Annotated in this window: 14 protein-coding genes and 7 pseudogenes; 13 read left to right on the top strand and 8 right to left on the bottom strand. The window is 68.8% G+C overall.

The genetic code is table 11. From position 1 onward, the window contains the following. Positions 1 to 438: 438 nt before the first annotated feature. Positions 439 to 3,318: a BREX system ATP-binding domain-containing protein gene (locus F0344_RS34375; protein WP_185303065.1), complete on the top strand. Its 2,880-nt coding sequence runs from the start codon at positions 439 to 441 to the stop codon at positions 3,316 to 3,318. A gap of 60 nt (positions 3,319 to 3,378) precedes the next feature. On the opposite strand, the pseudogene F0344_RS34380 reads toward F0344_RS34375, so the two are convergent. Next, positions 3,379 to 3,678, bottom strand: a pseudogene (locus F0344_RS34380) (DDE-type integrase/transposase/recombinase); the annotation flags it as partial. A 227-nt stretch (positions 3,679 to 3,905) separates the two neighbouring features. Here F0344_RS34380 and F0344_RS34385 point away from each other — a divergent pair. Next, positions 3,906 to 4,469, top strand: a complete 564-nt coding sequence (locus F0344_RS34385; protein ID WP_185303179.1) for a Uma2 family endonuclease — start codon at positions 3,906 to 3,908, stop codon at positions 4,467 to 4,469. A 125-nt stretch (positions 4,470 to 4,594) separates the two neighbouring features. On the opposite strand, the gene F0344_RS34390 is transcribed toward F0344_RS34385, so the two are convergent. Then, positions 4,595 to 5,887, bottom strand: a complete 1,293-nt coding sequence (locus F0344_RS34390) for a cell wall protein (RefSeq protein ID WP_185303066.1) — start codon at positions 5,885 to 5,887, stop codon at positions 4,595 to 4,597. A gap of 1,237 nt (positions 5,888 to 7,124) precedes the next feature. On the opposite strand from F0344_RS34390, the gene F0344_RS36645 reads away from it, so the two are divergent. Continuing rightward, a complete protein-coding gene (locus tag F0344_RS36645; protein ID WP_185303067.1) occupies positions 7,125 to 7,286 on the top strand; it encodes a hypothetical protein in 162 nt (53 codons plus the stop codon). A gap of 236 nt (positions 7,287 to 7,522) precedes the next feature. Further along, positions 7,523 to 8,248, top strand: coding sequence for a dienelactone hydrolase family protein (locus F0344_RS34400; RefSeq protein ID WP_185303068.1), 726 nt, complete (start codon positions 7,523 to 7,525; stop codon positions 8,246 to 8,248). Positions 8,249 to 8,348: 100 nt separating this feature from the next. Here F0344_RS34400 and F0344_RS34405 read toward each other — a convergent pair. After that, positions 8,349 to 8,661, bottom strand: a pseudogene (locus F0344_RS34405) (IS5/IS1182 family transposase); the annotation flags it as partial. Here F0344_RS34405 and F0344_RS34410 point away from each other — a divergent pair. Further along, positions 8,658 to 8,819, top strand: a pseudogene (locus tag F0344_RS34410) (zinc ribbon domain-containing protein); the annotation flags it as partial. The pseudogenes F0344_RS34405 and F0344_RS34410 sit on opposite strands and share 4 nt — an antisense overlap. A gap of 353 nt (positions 8,820 to 9,172) precedes the next feature. Here the strand turns inward: F0344_RS34410 and F0344_RS34415 are convergent. After that, a complete protein-coding gene (locus F0344_RS34415) occupies positions 9,173 to 9,487 on the bottom strand; it encodes a hypothetical protein (RefSeq protein WP_185303069.1) in 315 nt (104 codons plus the stop codon). A gap of 362 nt (positions 9,488 to 9,849) precedes the next feature. On the opposite strand from F0344_RS34415, the pseudogene F0344_RS36390 reads away from it, so the two are divergent. From F0344_RS36390 to F0344_RS34445, 8 genes and pseudogenes are all read left to right on the top strand, one after another. Then, positions 9,850 to 10,008: pseudogene (locus F0344_RS36390) on the top strand (IS6 family transposase); the annotation flags it as partial. A 7-nt stretch (positions 10,009 to 10,015) separates the two neighbouring features. Further along, positions 10,016 to 10,297, top strand: a complete 282-nt coding sequence (locus F0344_RS34420; RefSeq protein WP_185303070.1) for a hypothetical protein — start codon at positions 10,016 to 10,018, stop codon at positions 10,295 to 10,297. 45 nt (positions 10,298 to 10,342) lie between these two features. Continuing rightward, positions 10,343 to 10,537 (top strand): hypothetical protein, encoded by a 195-nt coding sequence (locus F0344_RS34425; RefSeq protein ID WP_185303071.1) that lies wholly within the window; start codon positions 10,343 to 10,345, stop codon positions 10,535 to 10,537. Positions 10,538 to 10,876: 339 nt separating this feature from the next. Then, positions 10,877 to 12,388, top strand: coding sequence for a cryptochrome/photolyase family protein (locus tag F0344_RS34430; RefSeq protein WP_185303072.1), 1,512 nt, complete (start codon positions 10,877 to 10,879; stop codon positions 12,386 to 12,388). Positions 12,389 to 12,452: 64 nt separating this feature from the next. After that, a pseudogene (locus F0344_RS36985) lies at positions 12,453 to 12,774 on the top strand (spore photoproduct lyase family protein); the annotation flags it as partial. Positions 12,775 to 13,021: 247 nt separating this feature from the next. Beyond that, positions 13,022 to 13,996 (top strand): YihY/virulence factor BrkB family protein, encoded by a 975-nt coding sequence (locus F0344_RS34435; RefSeq protein WP_258050339.1) that lies wholly within the window; start codon positions 13,022 to 13,024, stop codon positions 13,994 to 13,996. A 761-nt stretch (positions 13,997 to 14,757) separates the two neighbouring features. After that, a pseudogene (locus tag F0344_RS34440) lies at positions 14,758 to 14,997 on the top strand (VanZ family protein); the annotation flags it as partial. Positions 14,998 to 15,923: 926 nt separating this feature from the next. Continuing rightward, entirely contained in the window at positions 15,924 to 16,214 is a 291-nt protein-coding gene (locus tag F0344_RS34445) for a hypothetical protein (protein ID WP_185303073.1), read from the top strand. 161 nt (positions 16,215 to 16,375) lie between these two features. Here the strand turns inward: F0344_RS34445 and F0344_RS34450 are convergent, their stop codons facing one another. The 4 genes and pseudogenes from F0344_RS34450 to F0344_RS36405 form a co-directional block, all read right to left on the bottom strand. After that, positions 16,376 to 17,533 (bottom strand): ParB/RepB/Spo0J family partition protein, encoded by a 1,158-nt coding sequence (locus F0344_RS34450; RefSeq protein WP_185303074.1) that lies wholly within the window; start codon positions 17,531 to 17,533, stop codon positions 16,376 to 16,378. Beyond that, a complete protein-coding gene (locus F0344_RS34455) occupies positions 17,530 to 18,780 on the bottom strand; it encodes a ParA family protein (protein WP_185303075.1) in 1,251 nt (416 codons plus the stop codon). Before F0344_RS34455 ends, F0344_RS34450 begins: the two co-directional genes overlap by 4 nt. A gap of 515 nt (positions 18,781 to 19,295) precedes the next feature. Beyond that, positions 19,296 to 19,499, bottom strand: a complete 204-nt coding sequence (locus tag F0344_RS36400) for a hypothetical protein (protein WP_258050340.1) — start codon at positions 19,497 to 19,499, stop codon at positions 19,296 to 19,298. Between the two features lie 88 nt (positions 19,500 to 19,587). Then, positions 19,588 to 20,560 (bottom strand): annotated as a pseudogene (locus F0344_RS36405) (ISL3 family transposase); the annotation flags it as partial. Positions 20,561 to 20,699 lie beyond the last annotated feature (139 nt).

Raw genomic sequence — 20,699 nt, forward strand, 5'->3', positions numbered from 1 at the left:
CTTCCGTCTGATTTCGCCATTGGGTCGCGGGGCCAATTCGGCGGTATCCGGATGAGCGCTTTCCGGGCACGTCGCCTGCGACCTTCGCAATGCCGCGCAGACCGTACCCATGCGGTACCTGTGCACATCAATACGGTGGGGCCGAAGGAATGACCGATGGAACACGCGCCGATTCCTTCGGCCGGAAGGCGTCCTGCCTAGGGAGCGGGGGCCGTGCTAGCGTCTGGACACGTCACAGGTGTACACTGTTCACCAGCGGTCGGCGGGCGTAGCGGGGGGACTCGAATTCACCGTCACAATTGTCCGAAGAAGCTCTTCCTGCCAGGGCTTCAACGGCTTGGCAGTGGCCGAGAAACGGCCTTGACGACGCTGGTTCGGACACGCTTTACCGGACCCGCTGCGTCGTCCAGTCATTCACTGTTCAGGAGATGTAGGGCGATGGTCCAGGAGCTGTTCGGCAGGAGCGAAGAATTCAAAATCATCACTGAGATGCTCGATTCCGCTGTCGCGGGTGCGGGCGCGGTCTCGCTGATGGAGGGAATGATCGGGACGGGGAAGACCGCTCTGCTCCGCTGGGCCGAGGCGACCGCCCGCGACAAGGGAATGGTCGTACTCTCCGCCACCGCGTCCCCCGTCGAACAGCACTTCTCGCTGGGCATCGTGCACCAGCTTCTGGCCACCCTGCCGCAGACCGCGCAGGGCTGGGAGCGCGCCCTGGCCACGTCCACCAAGAGCGACGGCGGCCGGACCGGGCACGACTACCCGCTGCTCGCGGAACTGTGCGCGGGCGTCGGCCGGGCGGCACGGTGCTCCCCGATCCTCCTGACGGTCGACTCCCTACAGCACGCCGACCGCGAGTCCCTGCTCTGGCTCGGCTTCCTCAGCCGCCGCCTGGCCAACCTGCCCGTGGTGCTGCTCGCCACCAAACGCTGCGGCGAGACGGCGAGCGACCAGCACCTGCTGGTCGAGTTCATGGAGGGCATCCGCCCCGACCGCCACATCCACCTGCGCGACCTGAGCCCCAGCGCCGCGTCCGATCTGGCCGCCGCGCTGTGCGGCCACGACCACGAGTCCGTGGACGCGCTGGTGGCCGGCGCGGGCGGCAACCCGTATCTGCTGACCGAACAGATGCGCAACGTACCCGCCGAGCAGATACGGACCACGTCCGCGGGCCCCGGCGCCCGGCCCCACGACGGTCCAGGGCATGCCGCCGACGAGATCAGCGCCGAGCAGCCACCGGCGGGCCCGCAGGACGAACGGGTGCACCTTCAGGGCGTCAAGGAGCGCATCCTGTGCATGCTCCGCCGTCTCGATCCGCACTGCCTGAAAATCGCCCGGGCGGCCAGCACCCTCGGCTCACCCCTGGATCCCGCCATCCTCTCCGACCTGTGCGGGGTGCCGACGGAGGAGGCGTGCCGCAGCCTGTCGCGGCTCACCGAGTCCGGGCTGCTGTGCCGGCACGACATGAAGTTCCGCCACCCCCTGCTGTCGGAACTCCTCTACCAGGACATCCCGTGCGCCGAGCGCGCCGAACTCCATCTGCTCGCCGCCCGGTTCATGCGGCGCAGGGGCGCGCCGCCCGCGGACGTCTCCGCGCATCTGCTGCGCTCCCACCGGCTCGACGAGCCGTGGATGGTCCGGCTGCTCCTGGACGCCGCGCAGGGCATGGTCGGCCGCGACCCCGCGCGGGCCAGGCGGCTGATCGAGAAGGCCGTCCTGCACGGCGTACCCGACGAACTGGCAGTCCGCGCCGAGGGAATGCGGATCCAGGCGCTCACCGCCCTCGACCTGCCGGCCTCCGCCCGCGCGCTCACCGCGCACGCCGCCGGGCCCCTGCGGCCCGAGGAACGGCTCCGTGAGGCGCTGCGGCTGTCCGACATCCTGCTGCGGCTCGACGAACTCAGCGGTGCCCGAGAGGTCCTGGAGAAGGCCCGGGCCGAACTCGGCTCCGCCGACCCCTCGTCGGCCGCACGGCTGCGGCGCCGGCTCACCCATGTCCGGCTCCACGAGGGCACCTACCGCGCGGATGACCGGTGCGGCGGGGAGGACCGGCTCGAACGGGTGCTGCTGCTGCGCACCGCGACGGGCGACTCGGCCCGGGCCGCCCGGCGCATCGCCAACCGGTCCCTGACCGTGCCCCGCGCGCCGTACGGCTCCTCCACCTGGTACCACGCGTTGCTCGCCCTGCTGTGGTCGGGCGACGTGGACGAGGCACGGCGGCACCTGGACACCGAGGTGCGGCTGGCCCGCGCCCAGGGAGCGGTGACCCGGATCGCGGAGGCCCTGGTCGTAAGGGCTCTGGTACAGCTGCACCGGGGCCTGCTCGCGGACGCCGAGGACGACGCCTGCCAGTCGCTCGAACTGCTCACCCGGATCCGTGCCTCGCGCCACCACGTGGGAGCGCTGGCCCGCAGCGTCCTCATCGACGTGGCCCTGGAGAAGGACGACATCGCCGCGGCCAGCGCCCTGCTCGACGAGGCGCCGCCGCTCGCGGGTGAGCAGCCCCGCACCTGGTGGCGGCTGTACCTCCTGCACAGCGCGGGCCGTGCTCTTGGCCGGCTCGGGCAGGTCCCGCGCGGTCTCGCCCTGATCGCCCAGTGCGAGGAGGAACTGGCCCGCAGGGGCATCGTCAACCCCGCGGTCCTGCCCTGGCGCTCCACCCGCTCCGGGCTCCTGCTGGCGCAGCGCAACGTGGTCGCGGCCCGCCGCGCGGCCCGCGAGGAGACCGAGCTCGCCCGCCGCTGGAACGCGCCCTTCGCGCTGGGCCGCGCTCTGGTCGCGGAGGCCGCGGCGAGCTCGGGATCCGAGGCGCTGCACCTCACGGGCCAGGCCCTGGACATCCTCGAACCGTCCCCCACGCCCCTGCTGTTCGCCCACGCCCTGTACGAGGCGGGGCGTGCCCACCGCCAGGCCGGCAAGGCCCGGCGCACCCGTGAACTGCTGCACCGGGCCAATGAGATGGCCATCTCGCTCGGCGCCGACGGGCTGGTGGAGGCGGTGCAGTGGGAGCTGCGGTACGCGGGCGGCCGGCCCGATCCGCGCAAGGACTCCGCCGAGTCGTTGCTCACCCCCACCGAGCGGCAGGTCTCGGAGCTGGCCGCGCGCGGGATGAGCAACCGGGACATCGCGCGGCTGCTCAAGGTGAGCCTGCGCAACATCGAGTCCCATCTCACTCACTCCTACCGCAAGTTGCGGATCAGCAGGCGGCACGAGCTGGCCAAGTACTTCCCGCCCGAGGAGGAGCCCGCGGCGCCGCCGGTACTGCTGCGGCAGATCCGCACCGCGCTCACCCCGCCACATCAGCTGCGGACCGGCTGACCATCGAGGGGCTCTCGCCGGCGGACGGACGGCCGTGCGGGGGGGGCGTGTGCTGGGGGCTCGGGGTGTGCTGGGGGTGCGACTCCGTGATCTGCGGAAGAACTGCCGGGCCGCGGCGGTGTCCCGCCGGTTCTGGAGAGGGATGTCCAGGACGGTGCCGTCGGCGTCCACGGCCCGCCACAGGTACTTGTGCTCGCCGTTGATCTTCACGAAGACCTCGTCCAGGTCCCACTTGTCGCCCGGCTGCACACGCCGGCGACGCAGGCTGCTGGCGCAGGCCTGCCCGAACTTCGCACACCACCGGCGCACTGTCTCGTGGGAGACGACCACACCGCACTGCAGCAACAGCACGACCAACTCCAAGATCATCCCAAGCCCGTCAGCCAACGTGACAACGCCAACGCGTCTACCAGGAGGAGACCATCCCCCGCGGGTGCGGGGAGCAGACTGCTCCCCGCACCCGCGGGGATGGTCCTGGCCAGGGCCCGTCGGACTGGTAGTCAGGTTCCCTGCAGCCCGCACGGAGTCCGCGTTGCGGCATGATGCTGCGTAGCTCAGTCGCTGAAAATGAACGGAATCGGGATTTCATGACGAGTGCGCCGGACTACAGCCAGGGGATCGACGTCGAACGTGCTCTGAAGTTCGCCGTGCAGCACATTCGTGGAGACCGCGTTCAGATCATTGAGGGGATCATCGAGACCGTGTCACCGACCTGGGATCACGAGCGTGCCGCGAAACTTGTGCGGCGGCAGATCGAGGCTCGGGTTGACGAGCTTGGATGCGTCGAGGGTTCCGGAAACCTGGATTTGCCTGGGTCGTCGAACTGGTACGTTCCCGACATCGCAGTCGTCCCTGAGGATCTCGCAAGGGGTGGCGGCGCGTTGCTTCCGGATCAGACGCTGCTGATCGTCGAGGTGACTTCAGAGTCAAATGCGGAGACGGATCGAGTGGTGAAGCGCCGCAGGTACGCGGAATACGGTGCTCCTCTCTACCTTCTCGTCGACCGCGTCGAGGGTAGCTTGACTTTGTTTTCAGAGCCGGGACGGCTTGGCTACACACGAGTCGACGGACCGCACCCCTTCGGGACGTCCGTGCACCTCCCCGAACCCTTCGGCGTAGACATCGATACCCGTGGCCTGCAGGCGATCTGATTTACGGCCAGGGCGAGTCCGATGTTGGGTAGCTCAGCTTCGAGACTGGTTATCCGGAAGGCCACGTGCTTCCTGCCGGCCGCGCGAGTGCGACACGGGCCAGGTCGACGCCGCTCGACGAGGTGTCACTCATACCGAACTCCCGTCGCGGTGGTGGTTCCGAGGAAGGCCGCGATGTCGGCGGCCGCGTCACGGTCGGTCAGGTCGTCCAAGCCGCGCTCGGCCTGGACGGCGGAGTAGGCGGCGAGACCTACGGCCAGGCCGTCCAGCACACTGCGCACCAGGTCGGGCCGCGATGCGGTCAGGGCACCGGACGCCTCCTGCTCGTCCCAGCCCTCCGCTGCCTCGAACTCGGCCGCCACGTGCTCGGCCGCGGTCTGCTGGGCGAGCTGGGCGCGGATGTACTCCGCCGGACGGGCCGGGCGCCAGGTCAGCATCCAGGAGTGGAGCTCCGCCGCGATCGTGTCGGCGTCCAGGCCCGCGTCGATCCACGGGCGCAGCACGAATTCCAGGCGCCGCAGCCGTACGCGCTGGGTCCACTGGACCCGGGCCCGCACCTGCCGGGTAATCCAGATACCGCGCTGCACCTGACGAGCCGTCCGGCGGCCCCCCGGGCTGTTGCCGCTGACTTTGTGGGCGGAAGGAGACGTGGTGGAGCGGCTCGCGCGCTCGCGCGAGGTGTCTTTACAACCTGTCTCAACATCAACTGCGGGCTGCCGGTGGTAACTACCAGGAGAATGGGGCTCACGGCCACTGGAGCAGGAGTTATCCACAGCCGGGTTATCCACAGGGTGGCCCCCACGGCGAACTGCCTGTTCGCAACGGCCGGTCCGGTGACTCTGCTTCCGCCGGGCGTCACTCCGAGCGCCCGAGGCGACGACCGCGAGCTCCCGGCCGGCGGGAGTCACTCCGCACACCCGCGCCTCGTAGCCCGTCCCGTCCAGCCGGTGCCCCATGGCGTCGTCGAACGCCTGGGGGATCACCGCGCCGTAGATCGTCGCCGTCGCCATGTACGCCTCGCCGGGCAGCGCGAGGTTGCGCTTGCTGCCGTGGACCATCCAGACCAGGGCGCCGAGCTCCCGCAGCACCTGTACATGCCGCTTCACTGTCGCCTCCGACAGCCCGGTCCGCTCGGTAACGCCCGCCAGGCCGTAGACCACGATGCCGCGCCGGAAGTCCATGCGGGCCGCGAGATCCCGCGCGACCACGACGGTCGTCGGACCGACCCTCGGGTGCAGGCCTGACCCCGCCAGCCAGACCACCGCTCGAAGCCACGCCCGCGGCTCAGCACGACGTGACCGTGTACGCAGCACGTCCTGCTCCTCCCCCACAACCGGCCGCTGCGGTGCGGCGTCCAGGGCGGGATGCTTGGCCGAGTCGACGGCCGCCGCGCTCTCAGCCGTACGAGCAACGGGCATCCGTAGGCCCGCAGGCGCCAGGGGGCTCATCGGAACACCGCCATGACGGAGACGGAGGCGGCGCGAGGGCGGATGAAAGGGCCTCTGCCCTCGCGCCCGCAGAGCAAGGGCAGGGGCAGGGAAGTGATCTTCACCGCGCAGCGCCCGCTCCGCAGCGCGGGAACAGGCCGGAAAAGGGATGTGTGGGCATGCCGAAGCTGGCCGCCGCACGAAACGTCGTGCACAATGACTCCCGTGACGCGGGGCCCGCCTCGTGACACGACGAAGCCCCGAAAAGGCTTCGGTTTCCGGAGAGAAACCTGATGTTGAACCGCTCGACCGGCGTACCACCGGGCGGGCAATCCCTTCGGGGAGCTCGTCAAAGCTCCCCGGTGTCAGATGGGCACTCCACCCGAGGTGACGTCAATCACCTCGCGGCTCGAAGGCCCGGGGCGGCAGGCCCTGATGGGTGCCGCCCCAGAAGGACCTATATCATCCCGGCTCCCTCAGCAGAGGCGTGTGCAGGGGCGTATGCAGGCAGCACGAACACCCCGTCGAAGGTCCAGCGACTGAGGTCGCTGAGCCCACGGCGGGGTGCAGTGTGTGCGCGTGCGGGTACGGGTACCCTGATCACGTCGCCACCTCCTGGTTCCTAGGAGTGCGCGGCCGGCCCAAGGACCTCCACTACAAGGTTCTTTGGCCTGAGTGGCCCCTCCCGGTTGCCAAGCCGGTCGACGGGGCCACTCGCATTTTGCTTTACGTCGATCGCCACCTTATCGCCCCAGAAGGACTCGTTCCCCGCTTGGGCGCGACGTGGCGCCCTAAGCGCTGACGGATCCTCATGAGGCGTTCCGGGGCGAGGAACGCGCCGGTGGCAGCGCGCTTTTCGGGGTTCGGTATCAGCTGGTGGGGGCGTCGCTGGCGGCACGATGTGCCTGGATCACGTATGCGTACGCGGCTCCGAGGTGGCCGTACGCCGTGGCAGAGCCCACAGGGATCGCGGAGGCGGCCGACTCTGCGGCCCGGCCCAGCTGCTGGGCAACGGCGGGGAGGAGGGGCGGCGTAGCTGCGAACTCACCCAGGCTCCGCGCGATCTCGGAGAGGGGAGCGTCCTCAAGTACGCCGGTCGGACCGTCCGCGCCCGAAAGTGCGGGGATCCACCCGTTCGCGTGAACCTTGCCCGGCCGAAACGCGTGCCGACGCTCGCGCAGGAACGGGCCCTGGAAAGGGCGATGGCAGCCAGGTCCACCTGCCCGGAGTGCAAGCGCCGGACCGGTTCGGCCAGTACAGCACCCACGAACTCGGCATCCAGCCCGAGGCGTACGACCCGAAACTCGACGTCGACTTCACCCCGCTGCGAAGAGCAGGACCTGACCCCCGCCGGCCTCGGCCAGGCCGCCTGAACCGTGAGGTGAACTAGCTGGTGACGCCTTCACGGGAGCGGGCCGGTATAGGCCGGTATAGCCCAGAATCCTGCTACGAGGGTCAGCCTCCAACACCGTGGCCTGGGCAGGTGATCCGATAGCGCTGCCGTGGGGACGGGGTTTGTGACGGTTCTCGTGAGCCCTCGCCGTATTCCAGAGGGATACCCGCGCTGATCTGCCAGCGGCAGAACACCAGCCGGACCGGGCCCGACGATCACTACAGTCCAGTCTCATGACCACGATTACGACGCGTACGGTCGAGTATCCGGCCGACGGTTTGACGATGATCGGGCACCTCGCGCTCCCGGCCGGTGTCGACCGCCGGCCCGCGGTGCTGCTCGGACCAGAGGGCATGGGGCTCAGCGACGTCGAGCGCCGCCGGGCCGATGCTCTCGCCGAACTGGGATATATAGCGCTGGCCTTCGACCTCCACGGCGGGCGCTATTTGGGCGACCCCGAGGAGATGCTGGCCCGTTGCCTGCCGCTGCTCGCTGATCCCGACCGGATGCGGGACATCGGCCATGCGGCGCTCGACGTGTTGCGCACCGAACCGCGGACAGACCCCGACCGGATCGCCGCCGTCGGCTACGGCACCGGGGGCGCCGTCGGGCTGGAACTCGGGCGCGGCGGCGTCAGCCTGCGCGCGATCGGGACAGTCAACGCAACTACCACGGGCCGACCGGGCGAGGCGGCGCGCATTCGCTGCCCGGTGTGGGCCGGGGTCGGGTCAAAAGACCCGATCATGCCGCCCGCGCAACGGGACGCGTTCACCGCTGAGATGCAAGCCGCGGGCGTCGACTGGCGCCTCACGGTCTACGGCGGCGCCTTGCACGCCTTCCACCACCCGCCGGTCGCCCACCCTGTGGTCCCCGGCGTCGGCTACCACCCACGGCACGCGCAGCGCGCCTGGCGCGACGTCGTCGACCTGCTCGCCGAGTGCCTGCCCGTGACGGAGTAACTGGGGCATGTCCCAGGTAAGCATGCTGGCGCCGGGCACTGACAGTCCCGACCAGCGGGAACAGTCTGCGCGTAAAAGGCCGGGCAGATGGGCGGGGCTCAGGACGTCGCTTCGGGCGGTCGTCCCAGCGGTGGGTGGTCCAGGCCCGGCGGATCAGACTACGAACGGTGATGATCGTGTCCGCGAGGTCGAAGAAGGCGTTGGCGACGGTCGCACGGCGCTCGTAGCAGCGGGCAATTCGGTGGAAGGCGTTCTGCCAGGCGTGCGCGGGCTCGACGTGCCACCGCTCGCCGGCCTGGATCGGCGCCCTCTCGCCCTTGTGCGCGATGCGGCCGTGCAGGTTGCGGGCGGTCAGTTCGGTGCGGGTCTTGTCCGTAGCCGGCATCCAGGTGCACGGTGATGTCGTCGGGCACGGCGGTGCCCCGAATGCGGGCACATCGCCAAGGAGAACCGGCTCACCCAGGAGAAGTTCCACTGCGTCGTCTGCGGCCACAGGGCGCACGACGACATGGTGGGCGCCCTGAACGTTCTACGGGCCGGGCTGGTTCGTCGCGAAGCCCAACCGGCATAGCGAGAAGCCCTCTCGTCCACGAGGGGGAGGAGTCACAGGTCCTCTTCGACGCTCTTCTGTCACCTGGCACGGTGCGCACCACGATCTCCTGAGGGAGTGAAATCCACTACCCGCCGCCGCTTCGGCCCGGCCGCGTCATCGGAGGACGTTGTCACCGCTCTACGGTAAACAGGCCACCGGGCCCGGCCCTCCACGCGAGGTCCGGGCCCGGCACATGTCCGGCTACTTCAACGGGTGCTGCCTTGTGGGGTGGGCCGTAGCGGCATGAGCGGTGAGTGCCGGCCCTTCGGCGGCCGCACGCGGGCTGCCGTCCTCGGGTCGCGCCCAGGGCAGCCCGCCCGTCGGTACGCGAGTCAGAACTTGACGCAGACAGGGCCTTGGTTGACGTTCACCACGCCGAGCTGCGTGACGGCCGCGTTGCAGGAGAAGTTCAGCCCGCCGCCGTTCTTGTGCCCCTCGTGCCTGTAGGAGGTACCAAAGTCGATGCAGACAGGGCCCTGGTTGACGTTCACCACGCCGAGCTGCGTGGTGAAGTCGTTGCACTGCGCGTAGAGCGTCGGCTCCCCTCCCCGCTCGGAGTAGTCGTTGGCCGAGGCGATACCGGGACCGGTCATCAGCGCGGCAGCGGCCAGAGCAACGGCCGCGAAGGTCTTACGGAAAGACAGCATGGTTTTCCTTCCAGGAAGCAGAGGATAGGGACGCAGCAGACTTCACCAGTGCCCGGCTCCCTCAGCCGGCCGGGACACGCTGGTTCATACGAACAGGCGCCACAATGCGCTCTCTTGGCCGTGCGCCGACTCGCACTCCCGGCCGGATGAGAGTGGCTCGCCCCGGTCGCACGCCCGTTTGCCGGACAGAGGTTCCTGCATTGTCAGGTGGTCGCGTCACCCCTGCCGCGCCGGGCGTTGCCCCAGGTGGGAGGGGTGCGGTCCTCGGTGGCCCTTTGGTGCTGAGGGGCGTCGGGGGCGCTGTCGGGTTGGCTGGCCGGGTGGGATGATCTTCGAGATGATCATGGTGGAGGGGGTTGTCCGTGGGCAGCACGCCGCCGTCGTACAAGGGGCACCGGTACCCGGTCGAGGTGATCTCCCACTGCGTGTGGCTGTACTTCCGCTCCCCGCTCAGCTTCCGCGAGGTCGAGGAGCTGATGCTCGAACGCGGCGTGGTCGTCTCCTGCGAGACAGTGCGCCGGCCTCCCGGTGGACTTCACCGACGACCAGTTCCGTGCCCTGGACCCAGCCGCTCTGGCTGCGGAGTTCCACGGAGACGCGGTATGGAAGAACGGGCCCCGCCGCGCGCTGATGGACACCGCCAGCGTCGAGCTTTTCGAAGCAGGCAAAGTCACGTCTGTGGACGGCGTCGCCATGCACACCGTGGCCGATGTCCGCGTCCCCGACGTGGAGGGGTTCCTCAGCTCGCAGCGACCGCCCTACACCCAGCTCCTGGTGAATCGTACGACGCAGTGGACCTTCCTGAAGTGACGCGACGTCCACGAGCTCGTCTCCCCCGACGGGCACGTGTATGTCATGCAGAGCCTCTCCAGGCACGTTGACCCGGACCTGGACCGCGACCAGCTGGCCACCCTTGGCGAGCGTCTGAGCCCTCCTGCCGGCTGGCAGTACCGCGTCCGCACGCTGGAGGAGGACCTGCGGGTGGGCCCGCACGGGGACGCGCACATCGTTCTCGACGAGTACGAGAACAACTACCAGCGTGAGGACTGACTGACGGGGCGCTGATCCCCGACCGGCGCCGGCCTGCTTCCGTGTAACTCCACCAGGATCCCCGGCCGGGCCGCCGACACGTTGTCCGTGTCTCCGGGAGGCCGGCGCTGCTGCCCGCCTCACCCGTTCGAGCGTCAAAAGGTGCGGTGGCTAAGCCCGCTGAAGCACGGTGGGCTGTATGACCGACACACCGCTGCGCCTGGAAGACCTTCGGGCGTACGCCCAAGGCGTACGCCCGGTGTGTGCGGGGTACGACCGACGCTGTCGTGCGCTTTGATCTGTGAGGCACAGCGTCGCCTGCGCCGACCAGGCGGCAGATCGTCAACGGAGTTCTCGCGCATGACTGAGGAAGAGTCCGGCACCCCCCATTGGCTGTTCGGCGATCAGCTCGGCCCCCATTTCGTCGATCCGGCGAGGGGCGGCCCTCATCGGGACGCGCCGCTGCTTATGATCGAGGCCAGGAGCGTCTTCCGGAGACGACGGTTCCACCGTGCCAAGGCCCACCTGATCCTTTCCGCGATGCGCCATCGGGCCGCCGAGCTCGGTGACCGCGTGCGGTACGTCAAGTCGGACACGTATCGCCAGGGCCTGCGCGAAGCGGTGGGGGACGCCCCGGTGACGGTGCACCATCCCACGTCCCACGCGGCCCTCGCCTTCGTGCGCGCGCTGCCCTCCGTACGCGTCTTGCCGGCACGCGGCTTTCTCGTGACTCACGACGCGTTCAGGAACTGGGCGGACGACCGCGGGACGAAGCACCTGCGCCAGGAGGATTTCTACCGATGGGTCCGCCAGACGCACGACCTGCTGATGGACGGTGACCGCCCCGCCGGCGGCCAATGGAACCTGGATCACGAGAACCGGCAGCCCCCGCCCCGCGGCGCCACCGGCCTGGGCGTTCCGGCGCCCTATCGCCCCCGGGAAAGCGGCATCGACGCCGAGGTGCGGTCCGACCTCGACCGCTGGTCGCGCGACGGGGACGTCGAGTTCGTCGGCGAGGACGCACCACGGGGATTCCCCGCCACACGCCGCGAGGCACTCGCCGCGCTCCGCCGCTTCGTCGAGCACCGGCTCGCCACGTTCGGCGCCCATGAGGACGCGGTCCTCGCCGCGGACGCGACGATGAGCCACAGCCTGCTCTCCTCCTCGCTCAACCTCGGCCTGCTGGATCCCGCGGAATGCGTCGAGAGGGCCGAGGCGCGCTGGCGATCGGGCGGCGTGCCACTCAACAGCGCCGAGGGATTCGTGCGGCAGATCGCCGGATGGCGGGAGTTCGTCTGGCACGTCTACTGGTACTTCGGCCCGCGGTACCGCGCGGGCAACGCCCTGCGCCACCACGAACGGCTGCCCGGCTGGTTCGCGGAACTGTCCTCGGACGCGACGGAGGCGAACTGCCTCGCCCACGTCCTGGCGCAGGTCAGAGCGACAGGATGGACACACCACATCCCACGCCTGATGATTCTGGGCAGTTTTGCCCTGCAACGGGGGTGGGAGCCCCAGGCCGTCACTGACTGGTTCCACCGCAGCTTCGTCGACGGCTACGACTGGGTCATGGTCCCGAACGTGGTGGGCATGTCGCAGTATGCGGACGGTGGCCGCATGACCACCAAGCCCTACACGTCCGGAGGCGCGTACATCGACCGCATGAGCGACCTCTGCGGCCCCTGCCGGTACAAGCCGTCCGTACGGGTGGGTGAGGACGCCTGCCCCTTCACCGCCGGGTACTGGAATCTTCTGCACCGCCACCGTGACCGGTTCGAACGCAACGCGCGGATGATCCGGGCGGTGCGGGGGCTGGACCGGCTCCCCGATCTCGAGGAGTTGCTGGAGCAGGAGCGCGACCGCCGGGACTGAGACCCGCCGCACGACGACCGCATCGTGCACCCTTGGTTGCACAGCGCGCGGAAAGGAGAGGCACGTGGATCAGCCGGCGGAAGAAGCCGCCTCGGGAGAGCCTGAGCAGCGGGCGCTTTCGCGTGGTCGGACACCGCACCGCCACAGGCCCCGTACCGGGCGTTCCGGGACAGTCCGCAGGCGCGTAGGCTGCTCGACGTACGTGAGGTCCACGCGCAGCCGGCGGCCCTCGACTCCCCGCGCGGGCAGCAGGTCATGGTCCGGCTGCCGGGAGTGCGCGTGACGGAGGTCCGCGGCCACTGGCGCACCCCTCCCTCCACGGCAACGACGGCAACATCGCCCGGTGGGTCCGCGTCAAGACCGAGACGCTTGTCCTCGGGGTCAAGGCCCATCGGGAGTTACACCGAATGTGAGACAGAGCCGAACGACTTACAGTCCCAGCCTCGGTCAGTGGTCTTCGATCGTCTGCAAGAGCGGCTTCCAAGCAGCAACAACTGCCCTGGGTCCGGGGTCAAGGCCCGTGTCCGGTAACCCCTGGCAGGCCTGCATGAGCGGGATGGGGCTCACCGTGCCCCAGTGCCCGTAACGTTGGTCAGCGGCGCATCGAGAACCTACGTACAAGAGCGGTGGACCTTGGGTACGAGTGGAAGGCAGCGTGGTGAGCAACTCGCCGACACCTGCGCTGAAGCCGGACGGCGCCGTATGCACCTCATCGGCCAGTTCCGGAGCATCGCCTCCCGCACACCGCATGCCGCCACGACGTATGCGCGTCACCTGCCCGGCCGGCATGACATCGGCACCGCCCTGAGGCGGACACCGGCATCGGTGTGGAACGACAATCTGACGGACTGCGCAGCCGCGCTCACCTACTACGCGGTGCTCGCGCTTTTCCCCACCCTCCTCGTCACGGTCTCACTGATCGGGATCGCCAGCCCCTCGGCCACAGAGAACCTCATCAGCAATGTGATCGCTGTTGTCCCGGCCGAGTCCCGGCCGGTAATGCACAGCACGCTCAGGAGCATGGCCGACCAGCGCACAGCTGCCTGGGTTCTGGCGGTCTTCGGCACGATCGGCGCTCTGTGGTCTTCCTCCAGCTACCTGGGAGTCTTCCGCCGAGCCCTGCACGCCATGCACGGCGTCGAGGACCTCCGGCCCGCATGGAGGACCGCACCACGACTGGTGATCACCGCTCTGGTATTGCTGGCGCTTCTGGTCACCAGCGCCCTGGTGCTCATCCTGACCGCCGAAGCGGCCCCCGTCCTCGGCCGGCTGGTGGGCATGGACAGCATGGCCGGCACCGCCTGGAACGTAGTGAAGTGGCCACTCCTGCTGGGCCTGGTCGCCGTCCTGGTGCTGGTGTTGTTCCGCTCGGGGCCGGCTCAGACGCGCGGCGTGCGGCAACGACTTCTGGGCGACGCTCTGGCCATGACCCTGTGGCTCGCCGCCTCCGCCGGCTTCGCCCTCTATGCCTCGCAGGTCGGCTCCTACAATCGGCTGTACGGCTCCCTCGCCGGGATCGTCGTCTTCCTGGTGTGGGTCTGGCTGTCCAACCTAGCCCTGCTCATCGGTGCCCAGTTCAACGCCGAACTAGCCAAGATCCACCGCTGACAAGAACCTGCGCCTCTCTCACGCCCCAGGGAAACCCGATGGCTGGGCGGTTCGGCCAAGGAGCATCAAGGGGGGCCGACCGGAGAATGCCGACTGTGTTGCTCGCTTCAGGCTATGGGGTAGCCGTCCGTGGTGGCAGCTGCTGCGGTCGTTGCTGTTGTCGAGTGTCACGCTGCCGTACTCTTCGTCGGCCACCTACTCGGCCTTGACCGAGATTCGGATATCCCGGCTATCGGGGTGGAGCCTGAGGCGTAGTTGTTCTGGGCTGTCGGCCGGAAGTATGAAGGGGAAGCCTCTCCGGTCAGACACAGCGTTCTTGGCTGTTGGCTCTACGGGGCGACCGCCTCCAGCTGCTCCGCCAGGGTCACCGCGCGCTCCGGGTCCTTGCCCCAGGCCGGAGTTCGCCGACCAGTTCGGTCTCGATGCGGTGGGACCGCCCCCCTCCCCCCAGCGTCACACGGGGCCCAGTTGAGGCTCGTCGAAGGCGGCCGCGACCTTGCGCCATCGTGTCGCGTGCAGGAGCAGGTCGTGATCCCGTCTCCGCTGGCTGGGCCGCCGACTGCGGTCGCCAACAGCAAGGATTAACCACCCGGGCGTCGCGCCAGCCAACCCGGCCATGACACAATCAAACTTGATCCGTTGGTGGTCAATGTCCGCCACGGTCGCTGAGGTACCCGACAACGCACTGTTGCCGCCATGCCCGCCCAACGTTTCCTGGGCGAGACGACCTGTACGGACACGTACGGTCCCTGCGTGAACCGCCGCGCAGCGCGCCACTCCACAGCTTGGGTATCGGAATGATGATCCTCGTCGAACTCGTCCAAGGCGCCCTCATTACCGGGCGCGCCTTCGACGTCGATGATGTACTGCTCAACACCACTGGTGCCCTCCTGGGTTACCTGCTGATCGGCCGCCGGATGGGTCGCGCAGTGCATCCCCTACGCCACCATTGGTGGCACCGGTTCACCAAACGCCAGCTGACTGCTGAAGAGCCGGCATAGGTACGCCGCGCCGCGCCCCCTGTTCCGCCGCCCATTGCCGGGCGCACCATGGAGTTGGGCGTCGAGGAGCGAGCCGGGCGAGGATCCGGCCATGGAGGCGGTTGGCCGGGCGGATGCGGTACGACTGACCGAGCAACTGCGAGCGGCGATGGGTGAAGCGCGGCGGGCACAGTGTCCCGGCACAGCGGGTACGGGACGCGCGCTGGGCGCGGGTGCGGATATCGCCTGGGTATGGCGGCGGGTGAGGTGAGTACTCGCGAGCCGAACTCGGGATCAGCAGGGCGCAGGCGTACCGGCTGATCGACATCGCGGAGTCGGCCGAAGGGCTGAGCCGGGCGATCGGCGCGGCCGGGGTGTCACCGGTGCGACCGGGGTGATCGATCTGGGACTGCCGCAGCGGGCGCTGCGCGAAGTCCACGGCCGGCTCGATGAACTGACCACCGTCGTCACCGAGCGGCTCACCACAGCAGCCCGATCCGGGTAGCTCGAGGGGCGGCGGTCCGCGCCATCGGCCGGGCGGTCGCCGCGCTCCCCCGCCCTCCCCTTGTCGTCAGCGGTGACACCGGCGAGGGCGACGACGGTGTTACGGAGCGGGCGCTCGCTGACACCGCAGCACCAACCCGCTGACACGAACGCGGTGCGACGCCTTGGGAAGCAGCTTACAACCGGGCCGGTCACATCAGCCGGCCTGCCGGGTGCCCGCCGGGATCGTCGGCCAGCACGATCGCGGCTGTGACTCGCTTGCCCACCGGCTCGGGGCGGATAACGGTGCATCGCTCCGGGCAACACGGCGCCGCACCAGGGGTGCGGCGCCGTGTTGCCCGGCCGGGCGGTCGGGTCAGTGGACGCTTTGAGGTGGGTCGGCTTGGTGCTGCTGGTGACGTTGCCCTTGGCCTTCCCTTCGGCTTTCGGGCCTTCTCGTCCAGATGGAGTTGGAAGCGGCGTTCGTACTCGACCTCGAAGTCGCCGGCGTCCAGTCTCATGCCGCGGGGCAGGGCCTCGACGTCGCGCTGTTGTTCGCGGAAGTCGTTGAAAGCGGCGATCATCGGGTGGAGCTGGAACCGTCCGCGGCGGACTACGGTGACGAGGCGGGCGGCGACCAGGTGGGGCGTGGCCCGGCTGGTCATGCCGCGCTTCATGGCGAGGCCGGTGGGGAGTTCGTCGTGCGTCGCGACGACCAGGCCACCTTGCTCCTGCTCGGTCATCATGAGCAGTAGCAGCGTGCCCTGCTTCTTCTTCCACTTCGCGGTGATACCCTCGCGCTCCGCCAGCCCAGTTCTGGGCCACCTCGCGGAACCGCTTGCAGCCCTCCTCTCCGCGAGCCTCATTGGCCGCGTGCACCGCCTCGTGCAGCAGGTAGCCGAACACAGCTTGCTGCTCAGCTGTGAGCCGCTTCGCCGTGCACGGTGAGAAGCCGGGAGAGGAGCACCTGTTGCTGCTCAGCGGCCATCTTCTGCAACACGAGTTCCGCGACCGCGGAGCCGTCATGCCACGGCATTTTGGTCACACGGCCGAGCGGTACGAAGGCCGACTCCCCCGGTCCAAGCGCTGGGACGTCTGCCTGCTGACTGTCGGGTTCCGCGCGCTGGTTTGGCAGCTCATCAGGAACATCCTCCGCCTTTGGACGAGCGGCGGAGTTATCACGCCGTGATAGGTCCGGCTGGGCGGAGTTATCACGCCGTGATAGGTCCGGCTGGGCGGAGTTATCACGCCGTGATAGGTCCGGCTGGGCCGGCCGCGTGATCTGCGTTGGGGCCGGGGCCTCAGCCCGCGTCGGGGCGGCGACTCTCTGAACTACTCCCCCGCTGGGGGCGACCGAGGACTTCTGCTTGGCGGAGGCAGTCGCTCGTGCATCCGCCTTCTGGCGCTGTTCCTCAGGGGGCAGTTTAGCCAGGTTCCGCACGTGCTCGATGGTGCGACGTCCGGCGACGAGGTCTGCTTGGAGTTCGGGGTTGAGGTCGAGGATCGACAGCTTTGAGGAGATGGTCGACTGACCGATGCCCAGTCTCTTGGCCGCCTTGTTCTGCGATCCGTAGAACTCGACCAGCTTGCGTAGAGCCTGGGCCTGCTCGAGTGGGTTCATGTCGTCGCGGTGGACGTTGGCGACGAAGGCCGCTTCGAGAAGGGATTGGTCGGTGGAGACGAGGGCGTTGTCGACGCTGACCCTGATCGTCGGAGCGCCGGCAAGCCGGGCGGCTTCGAGGCGGCGGTGGCCGTCGATGACGATGTAGCTTGCGCCTTCGTCCAAATCCTTTGCCCTGTCCGGGCGCTCGGCGAGGTAGGCACCCACGCTGGCGATCGTGATGGCGTTGATAAGCCCGATCTCGCGGATGCTGTCGGCCAGGCCATCGAGGTCGCGGAGTTCCGCACGGGGGTTGTCGGGGTTCTGGCTGATGTCATCGAGGGGGAGCTCGGTGGGATCGGGAACTCCATCGGTCGGCGCTCCGGTGGCGGCGCCGATGGCTGCTCGGCGTGCGCTGATGGGGCGTGCCTGTGCGAAGGATGATCCGGCGCCGAGGTTCTTGGCCTTGCTCACTTGCTGATCTCCCGGGCGAGGGCGCGCAATGCGACGGACTGGTCGCAGCGGGGCGAATAGGCGAGGAGGGGCCGCTTGGCGCGGACGGCCTCCTTCTGTTCTTTGAGGTCTCCGATGACGCCGACGACTCGGGGATCCTTTATGTCCATCCAGGACTGCAGGGATGACGTGGCGATGTAGCCGCGGCGGGCGTCGTAGTGGTTGACGACGAGGCCGAGGTAGTCGACGTCGAGTCCGAGGTCGGTGCGCATGTCTTCGATCTGGGACGTGAGGAGTCCGTAGGCGTCGGCGCTGCTGTCTTCGGCCTGGACCACGATGAGGGCGCCTGAGTTGCCTGGGGACTCCTGTGGACGGCGGCGGCCGTAGTAGGTGGCGGCGTCCATGCTCAGTCCGAGGCTGGGCGGACAGTCGACGAGGATGACGTCGTAGTGGGTCTCGATGGGGGAGAGGGCGCGTTCCAAAGATGCCTCACGCGCGCGTACCGATGCGAGGCGAACGTCAAGGAGGAAGGCGTCGGTGCACGCGGGCAGGAGGTGGAGGCGGTCGCCGAAGCGGTCCTCGTCGATGGGAACGATGAGGTCGCGGAGGTCGCCCTTGCCATCGCCGGCCATGTGGTTGGTGAGGGAGTCCCCGTCCATGGGGAGGGGCTCTTGTCCCAGCTGCCGGGTGAGGTGGCCCTGCGGGTCGAAGTCGACGAGCAGAACGCGTTGCCCGAGCCCCGGCAGGTCTTCGAGTGCGAGCGGGTCCTGCCTAGTGGTCTCGTCCTCGTTGAGGAGGGCAGCGAAGTGCTTGGAGACACGTACCGGTACGAGCGCGGTGGGGGCTTCCGCGAGTGCTTCTCCTGTGCCTGCGGTGATCGCGGTTTTGCCGACCCCGCCCTTCTGGTTGCAGACGACGATGCGGCGGACGATCTCCGGTCGCTTCACAGCGGGGGCGGGATTGATGTCCAGCCACATCTGCACGGACTGCGCGAGGCCCTGGATGAGGGATACCCCTCTTAGTTTGCAGTCCGCACGGAATCCCGACCACAGCTCGGCGGGCAGGAACGTCGCGAAGGACTCCGCGCCGCTCGTGTCGATGGGGCTGAGGTTGGACCCGAGGCCGCGCCAGGCTTCGATGCCTGCTTCGACGGCGTCCTGCATGTCAACGCCGTGCTGCACGGCGCGGATCTTCAACTCCTGGCGGAGCCAGGAAGGCAACTTGGAGACGACCTTTTCACGGTCGCCACTGGTGTCAGGTGACGTCATAAACCGTCACTCTACTAACGCGATAGATTATTTGGGCACGCCACGCGTTAGCTATGCATCTTTTTTTGCCGGCGTGGGCTATCACGGCGTGATAACCCACCCCGGCCCTGTGACCCGTCTCCACGAACCTTGACCGATCTCACCGAACCTTGGTCGCCTGGCCGCTGACCGGCTGGCAGCAGACGACACGCCTGGCGGACAACGGTCCGATTCGGTCCGGTTCGGTTCGGTCCGGACCCAGATAGTCAGTCAGTCAGGATCGGTTGGGGGCGCCGCCGAACAGCGGGTCCAGGGGAGCTTCCTCGTACCCGACAACAAGGCATGCCTCCGCGGCAGGTCCCCCGGGAGAGTTCCACGAGCCGGGCCAGGGCCGCCGCCTCGGACGGGAGTGCGGCCGGATCGAGGTCCAGTGCTCGGGCCGTGCGGTTGCGTCGTCGGTCGAGGCCGGGCAGGTCCTCACGGTACGCGTCGGCGACCGCCTGGAGTTCCTCGGCCATCCGTCCCGGAGCATCCCGTCACCACGGCGCCATGAGACACAGCCGCACCAACTCATCGAGTCCGAGGGCGAGCGGTCCGGCCTCGCCGTCGAGGCCCACGTTCATCACTGGGCGTTCCGCTGCGCCCTCGCCGACGAAGCAGAACGCGTCCCCCTGTGCCCGCCCGTGCGAACTGATCCAGCCGGGCACCGGAGGTGAGCCGAAGCCGGTCCTCCAGCTCATGGTCGGCCGGGGCCGTCGCGTCGAGGTCCGCGACCCCGTCGAGGAAGGCGACGACGTTTTCGGGCTCTCCTGTCGGATCCGTGGGTGGTCAGTGCGGGAGTTGACGGCCTGGTAGGTGGGGGCGGTGGCCGCCGAGGCTGAGCGTGGCCAGGGCGATAAGGGCCTGAGGGTTCTTGAAGCCGAAGGCGATCCGGGTGATCAGCCGGATCTTGGTGTTCATCGATTCGACGAGTCCGTTGGACAGGCCGTGCTCGGCCGCCGCGGTGATCGCGTCCCAGTGCTTGACGATGAAGCGCTGGAGCTCGACGAAGGCGTCGATGCGGCAGCGGCGGGCCCAGATCACCCAGTCCCGCAGGGCCTCGGGAGTGTCGGTGCCGGACTTCAGGGCGAGGCGCCTTCAGTAGGTAGGCGCGGTGCAGGACGGGGTGGGCCTTGGCGACGAATTGAAGCTGGGAGCGTTGGTAGGCGGTGAGGTCCTCGGGGTTCTTCCAGAGCGCGAAGCGGGCCTTCTTCAGAGACTTCGATCCCGGGGTGGTGCGGCCCTTGCCCTTGCGTTCGGTGTTCCAGACCTCACGGCGTACGACGTCCAGGGCGTCGGTGGCCCACTTGACCGTGTGGAAGGGGTCCATCACGCGCACCGCCTGCGGACAGTGCACGGCCACGGGGCCGGCGACCCAGTCCGCCGCGTCGGCCGACACGTGTGTGATCTTCGCGCAGCGTTCCGGGCCGAGCAGGGTGAAGAACATGTTCAAGGTTGCCTTGTCCCGGCCGGGTTCGGCCCACAGCAGACGCCCCGAATCGTGGTCGACGACGACGGTGAGGTACTTGTGGCGCTTCTTGTAGCTGATCTCGTCGATCCCGATCCGCCGCAGCCCGGCCAGCCGGTCGGTCTGTGCCTCGGTGTCCGCCCAGACCCGGGCGACCACGGCACCGACCGTGCGCCATCCGATCCGCATCAGCTGGGTGACGGCCGTCTTGGAACAGCAGGTGGCCAACCAGGCGACTCTGTGCCCGCCCGCGCCGAGCTCCGCAACGAGCTGCGCGCCGGAGGAGCCACGGGCCACGACCAGGAGGTGCGCGTCTGCGGACTGGCGCAGGATGTACTCCGCGGCGACGCGGCCGATCCCGCGACTCGCGCCCGCTCAGCACGATGGTGGCTTCGTGACTCCTCCCCCTCATGGACGAGGGGGCTTCTCGCTA

It is taken from the genome of Streptomyces finlayi, assembly GCF_014216315.1.
GTDB classification, from domain to species: domain Bacteria; phylum Actinomycetota; class Actinomycetes; order Streptomycetales; family Streptomycetaceae; genus Streptomyces; species Streptomyces finlayi_A.

Bases quoted from the DNA above. Each gene is read 5' to 3' on its own strand.
- F0344_RS34375 (WP_185303065.1), top strand. From the start codon at position 439: ATGGTCCAGGAGCTGTTCGGCAGGAGCGAAGAATTCAAAATCATCACT.
- F0344_RS34385 (WP_185303179.1), top strand. From the start codon at position 3,906: ATGACGAGTGCGCCGGACTACAGCCAGGGGATCGACGTCGAACGTGCT.
- F0344_RS34390 (WP_185303066.1), bottom strand. From the start codon at position 5,887: ATGCCCGTTGCTCGTACGGCTGAGAGCGCGGCGGCCGTCGACTCGGCC.
- F0344_RS34400 (WP_185303068.1), top strand. From the start codon at position 7,523: ATGACCACGATTACGACGCGTACGGTCGAGTATCCGGCCGACGGTTTG.
- F0344_RS34415 (WP_185303069.1), bottom strand. From the start codon at position 9,487: ATGCTGTCTTTCCGTAAGACCTTCGCGGCCGTTGCTCTGGCCGCTGCC.
- F0344_RS34425 (WP_185303071.1), top strand. From the start codon at position 10,343: ATGCAGAGCCTCTCCAGGCACGTTGACCCGGACCTGGACCGCGACCAG.
- F0344_RS34430 (WP_185303072.1), top strand. From the start codon at position 10,877: ATGACTGAGGAAGAGTCCGGCACCCCCCATTGGCTGTTCGGCGATCAG.
- F0344_RS34445 (WP_185303073.1), top strand. From the start codon at position 15,924: ATGGAGTTGGAAGCGGCGTTCGTACTCGACCTCGAAGTCGCCGGCGTC.
- F0344_RS34455 (WP_185303075.1), bottom strand. From the start codon at position 18,780: ATGACGTCACCTGACACCAGTGGCGACCGTGAAAAGGTCGTCTCCAAG.
- F0344_RS36400 (WP_258050340.1), bottom strand. From the start codon at position 19,499: ATGAGCTGGAGGACCGGCTTCGGCTCACCTCCGGTGCCCGGCTGGATC.